Raw genomic sequence first — 5286 nt, 5'->3', positions numbered from 1 at the left:
GCCTGATGGGCCGGGTTTTTTTGTTGCTTCACGCGACGCAGCCGCTCAGAACTGCCACCACGACTTCTTCGCGCCCGGGCGCGCATGGCCCGTGACGTACGGGCTGTCCGGGAACGTGCCCGCGAGCACGCGCTTCGTGTCCTCGGCGAGCTCCGGCTGGTTCAGTTTGCCGTACGACAGGATCATGATGTGCAGCGCATCCTCGATCGCCGGCGCACCCTTGTATTCCTTGATCGCGAGCTGCGCGCGGTTGATGGCCGCGACGTACGCGCCGCGTCGGTAGTAGTAGTCCGCGGCGTGCACTTCGTGCGACGCGAGCGCATTGACGATGTAGCGCATGCGGGCCGCGGCGTCGGGCGCGTACTTGCTCTTCGGGAAACGGTCGACGACGATCTTGAACGCATCGTACGACTCGCGCAGCGCCTGCGGGTCGCGCTCGCTCATGTCCTGGCCGGAGAAGCGGCCGAACAGGCCCAGATCGTCGTTGAAGTGGATCATGCCCTTCAGGTAGTACGCATACGGTACGTCGGGGTGATCCGGGTGGAGCTGGATGAAGCGGTCGACGGCCTGGTCGGCGGCGGCCGGTTCGTTGTCCTTCCAGTTGCAGTACGCAACGTTGATCTGCGCCTGCTGCGCGAAATGCCCGAACGGGTCGCGACCCTGCAGCGACTCGAAGTATTTCGCGCACTTGCCCCAGTCGCCGCCGGACAGCGCGTCCTGGGCCTCTGAGTATAATTTGTTGTTCGACCAGGTCGCCGTCTCGTCCTGCTTCTGCGGCAAGCCGTGGCAGCCCGCGATGAGGGCAGCGGCTGCAACCGCCGTGGCCCGGGCGACGACGGTGATTGCCGCACGTTTGGTCGAATTCATCATGCTCGCATGTCCTAGCTTCAAGTCTCGGTGACCCAGTCTAAATGACCCGTTCAAATTCGCAGAATGCCCAGCAGGGCACGTCAAATCGCGAAGATTATAGCCCAAGCGACCGGCCAGCCGACGCTGCCGCCGGTGATTCGCTCGACGATGACCTGACCGGCGACGCGCTGCAATCGTCCGTCGTGCCGCCTGTCGCGGGCGACGACGCGCCGCGCGTCGTCGAAGTCCCCGTATCGCTTGCCGGCGAACGCCTCGACAAGGCGCTCGCACAGCTCTTCCCCGAATTCTCCCGCAGCCGGTTGCAGAGCTGGATCGACGCGCAGCGGGTGCGTGTCGACGGCGCGCCCGCGAAGATCCGCCAGCCGGTGCCGCTCGGCGCGACGATCGAGCTCGTGCCCGACCTGCTGCCGGAACAGCTCGCGTTCACGCCGGAGCCCGTGCCGCTCGACATCGTCTACGAGGACGACGCGCTCGTCGTCATCAACAAGCCGGCCGGCCTCGTCGTGCATCCCGCCGCGGGCAACTGGAGCGGCACGATCCTCAACGGGCTGCTGCACCGCTACGGCGACGCGGCGGCGGGCCTGCCGCGCGCCGGCATCGTCCACCGGCTCGACAAGGAAACGTCGGGCCTGATGGTGGTCGCGCGCACGCTCGCTGCGCAGACCGATCTCGTCCGCCAGCTGCAGGCGCGTACCGTGAAGCGCCGCTACTTCGCGCTCGTCTGGGGCACGATGCCGGAAGAAGGCACGATCGACGCGCCGATCGGCCGCGATCCGCGCGAGCGCACCCGCATGGCGGTCGTGACGGGCGCATCGGGCAAGCCCGCTCGCACGCATTTCCGCACGGTTGACACATGCATGTGGCAACGTCAGCCGGTTTCGGCGATCCAGTGCGATCTCGAGACGGGCCGGACCCACCAGATCCGCGTGCATTGCTCGCATGTCGGGCATCCGCTGCTCGGCGACCCCGTGTACGGGCGCGCGCGCGGCAAGCGGTCGGTGCAGCCGCTTCCGGACGGGTTCGCGCGGCAGGCGCTGCACGCATGGCGGCTCGGTCTCGTGCATCCGGTGACGGGCAGGACGATGCAATGGCGCTGCCCGCTGCCGGACGATATGAACGCGCTCGTCGAGGCGCTCGGCTTCGGGCACGACGACGCGGAATTCGACGAAGAAGGGGCGTATGACGACGATTTCGGCGGCGAGTACGATGACGAGCCGTATCAGGACGATGAGGAGGAGTGAGTGGCGATGACGAACCTGGCGCCGTTGGTCTGGCAGGACTGCGTGCAGCCCGACTGGCAGGTGTCGCCGCGTGTGCGCGCGCTGATCACGACACGCGACGGCGGGGTCAGCGAGGGCCCTTACGGGCGCTGGCAGGCCGGTGCCGCGCAGCCGGGCGGGATGAACCTCGGCCTGCACACGGGCGACGATCCCGCGCATGTCGCCGAGAACCGCGCGCGGCTGCTGGCGCTCGCGGGCGAGCCGCGCGCGGCGTGGCTCGAGCAGGTGCACGGCGTGCGGATCGTGCGCGCGGATGAAGTGATCGCGGCCGATCCCGGTTCCGCTGCACCGGTGCAGGCGGACGCGAGCGTGACGGACCGTGCGCATGCGATCTGCGTCGTGATGGTCGCCGACTGCCTGCCCGTGCTGCTGTGCGATGCGCAAGGGCGTGCGGTGGGCGCCGCTCACGCGGGCTGGCGCGGGCTCGCGGCCGGCATCGTCGAAGACACGGCAGCGTGTGTCGCGGCGCTTGCCGGCGATGCGCCCGACAGCCTGCGCGCGTTCCTCGGGCCGGCCATCGGCCCGCACGCGTTCGAGGTCGGCGCGGACGTGCGCGACGCATTTCTCGACATGGCCCCGCAGTCGGAGCATGATGAAACCCGGCGCGCGTTCGTCGCGATCGACGGCGCGCCCGGCAAGTATCTCGCCGACCTCTACGCACTGGCCCGACTGCGTCTCGCGCGCGCGGGTGTCGCGCACGTGAGTGGCGGCAGCACATGTACGGTCACCGAGCAAGCGCGCTTCTATTCGTATCGGCGGGATCGCGTGACGGGCCGCATGGCCGCGGCAATCTGGCTCGCCGATTGACTTGCGCGCGGGTTTGTTGCGATGCACAATCGATTATCTCGATATTTGCGCGGCGCTTCGGCGTTGCTTGCGCGGTCAAATGAAGAAATGCGAAGTCAAGCGAATCAAAATGTTTTCCCGTTCGCCGGAAGCCTTGTCCCGCCTGTCGTGCGTGGATTATCTCCGTACCGAAAAGGGTGAAGGTTTGATGTGGCGCTTCACATGGGGAAAACGATAATGATAAAAATACCGCACTGCGGCAGAATCTGGAGACGCCTCTCCAGAGCATGACGGCCCGGCTCGCTGGGCGGCATGCCGCGTCGCGAGCAGGATTTCCACGATAGACGCTCAGGAATCACCGGTAAGGCAGGTAATGACAGCATCGAAAAACTCGTCGACGTCCGCACAGGCGGACACTTTCGCTGGCCGCCAGGCATTCGACCAGGCAGTCCAGCCGATGCAGCAGATGTTCGAGGCGTGGTTGACTGCGTGGCGAGGCTTCGCGGATCCGGCTCGGGCCGCGACTGCGTCGGCCACGACGAATCCGTTCGCGACATTTCAGTTCCCCAAATCGTTTCCGTTCCAGATGCCGTCGATGCCCGACCTCGGCGTCGCGGCATCGCCGTTCGCGGGGATGCAGCTGCCGGTCGCAGCGATTCCGGCCGAACGCCTGCAGAAGCTCCAGTCCGACTATGCGCGCGACTGCGTGACGCTGATGCAGCAGGCGACCGCCACGAAGCTCGAGGCGCCTGAACTGAAGGACCGCCGTTTCAGCGGCGACGCATGGAAGGCCTCGCCCGCGCATGCGTTCGCTGCGGCGTGGTACCTGCTGAATGCGCGTTACCTGCAGGAGCTCGCGGACGCGCTCGAGACCGATCCGAAGACCCGCGAGCGGATCCGCTTCGCGGTCCAGCAGTGGACGGCGGCCGCCTCGCCGAGCAACTACCTCGCGCTCAATCCGGATGCGCAGAAGTCGATCCTCGAGACGCAGGGCGAGAGCCTGCGGCAGGGGATGATGAACCTGCTCGGCGACATGCAGCGCGGCAAGATTTCGCAGACCGACGAATCGCAGTTCGTGGTCGGCAAGAATCTCGGCTGTACCGAAGGCGCGGTCGTCTACGAGAACGACCTGATCCAGCTGATCCAGTACCGGCCGACGACGGAGCAGGTGTTCGAGCGGCCGCTGCTGATCGTGCCGCCGAGCATCAACAAGTTCTACATCCTCGACCTGCAGCCCGAGAACTCGCTGGTCGCGCATGCGCTGTCGTGCGGCCACCAGGTGTTCCTCGTGTCGTGGCGCAACGCGGATGCGTCGGTCGCCCACAAGAACTGGGACGACTACATGAACGAAGGCGTGCTGGCCGCGATCGACGCGGTGCAGCAGGTCAGCGGCCGCGAACAGATCAACACGCTCGGCTTCTGCGTCGGCGGCACGATGCTCGCGACCGCGCTCGCGGTGCTGGCGGCGCGCGGCGAGCATCCGGCCGCGTCGATGACGCTGCTCACCGCGATGCTCGACTTCTCCGATACGGGCGTCGTCGACGTGTTCGTCGACGAGGCGCACGTGCAGATGCGCGAGCAGACGATCGGCGGCAAGAACGGGTCGCCGCCGGGGCTGATGCGCGGCGTCGAGTTCGCGAACACGTTCTCGTTCCTGCGTCCGAACGACCTCGTGTGGAATTACGTCGTCGACAACTACCTGAAGGGCCGCACGCCGGCGCCGTTCGACCTGCTGTACTGGAACAGCGATTCGACGAACCTGCCGGGCCCGATGTACGCGTGGTACCTGCGCAATACCTATCTCGAGAACAAGCTGCGCGTGCCGGGCGCGCTCACCGTTTGCGGCGAGCCGGTCGACCTGTCGCGGATCGACGTGCCGACCTTCATCTACGGCTCGCGCGAGGATCACATCGTGCCGTGGCAGACGGCCTATGTGTCCGCATCGATCCTGACGGGCCCGCTGAAGTTCGTGCTCGGCGCGTCGGGTCATATCGCCGGCGTGATCAACCCGCCCGCGAAGAAGAAGCGCAGCTACTGGGTCGACGACGATCGCGACCTGCCGGAATCGGCCGGCGACTGGTTCGCGGGTGCGACCGAGCATCCCGGCAGCTGGTGGCCGACGTGGGTCGAATGGCTCGACCAGTACGGCGGCCGCAAGGGAGCGCCGCCCGCGCAGCTCGGCTCGGCGCAGTTCCCGGTGATCGAGCCGGCGCCTGGCCGCTACGTGCTGCAACGCGATTGACGAATGCCGGACAGCGGCGCACGCTGTCCGGCGCGCCGCAGTTTTTTTAACAGGGCGGGTAGCGATGCGTCGTGTCGCGCCGGTCCGGAGGAAAGTGAAATGACGGAC

The 5286-nt window shown here is 66.9% G+C and carries 4 protein-coding genes; 3 read left to right on the top strand and 1 reads right to left on the bottom strand.

Annotated features, from left to right (window positions below; translation table 11 throughout):
• Positions 1-45: 45 nt before the first annotated feature.
• Positions 46-870, bottom strand: a complete 825-nt coding sequence (locus tag ACV229_RS40375; protein WP_448088629.1) for an outer membrane protein assembly factor BamD — start codon at positions 868-870, stop codon at positions 46-48.
• 41 nt (positions 871-911) lie between these two features.
• Here ACV229_RS40375 and ACV229_RS40370 point away from each other — a divergent pair, with 41 nt between their 5' ends.
• From ACV229_RS40370 to phaC, 3 genes are all read left to right on the top strand, one after another.
• Positions 912-2111, top strand: coding sequence for an RluA family pseudouridine synthase (locus tag ACV229_RS40370; RefSeq protein ID WP_448088628.1), 1200 nt, complete (start codon positions 912-914; stop codon positions 2109-2111).
• Positions 2112-2117: 6 nt separating this feature from the next.
• Positions 2118-2957: a peptidoglycan editing factor PgeF gene (gene pgeF, locus ACV229_RS40365; RefSeq protein WP_448088627.1), complete on the top strand. Its 840-nt coding sequence runs from the start codon at positions 2118-2120 to the stop codon at positions 2955-2957.
• 352 nt (positions 2958-3309) lie between these two features.
• The gene (gene phaC / locus ACV229_RS40360; protein WP_448088626.1) at positions 3310-5178 is read left to right on the top strand and encodes a class I poly(R)-hydroxyalkanoic acid synthase; all 1869 of its coding nucleotides are present in this window, start codon (positions 3310-3312) and stop codon (positions 5176-5178) included.
• Positions 5179-5286 lie beyond the last annotated feature (108 nt).

Source organism: Burkholderia sp. MR1-5-21 (assembly GCF_053427715.1).
Note: the sequence above shows the minus strand (reverse complement) of the source record. Positions and strands in the feature narration are given on the sequence as shown.

Excerpts from the sequence above, each read along its gene's own strand:
- phaC (WP_448088626.1), top strand. The coding sequence starts at position 3,310 with ATGACAGCATCGAAAAACTCGTCGACGTCCGCACAGGCGGACACTTTC.
- ACV229_RS40375 (WP_448088629.1), bottom strand. The coding sequence starts at position 870 with ATGATGAATTCGACCAAACGTGCGGCAATCACCGTCGTCGCCCGGGCC.
- ACV229_RS40370 (WP_448088628.1), top strand. The coding sequence starts at position 912 with ATGACCCGTTCAAATTCGCAGAATGCCCAGCAGGGCACGTCAAATCGC.
- pgeF (WP_448088627.1), top strand. The coding sequence starts at position 2,118 with ATGACGAACCTGGCGCCGTTGGTCTGGCAGGACTGCGTGCAGCCCGAC.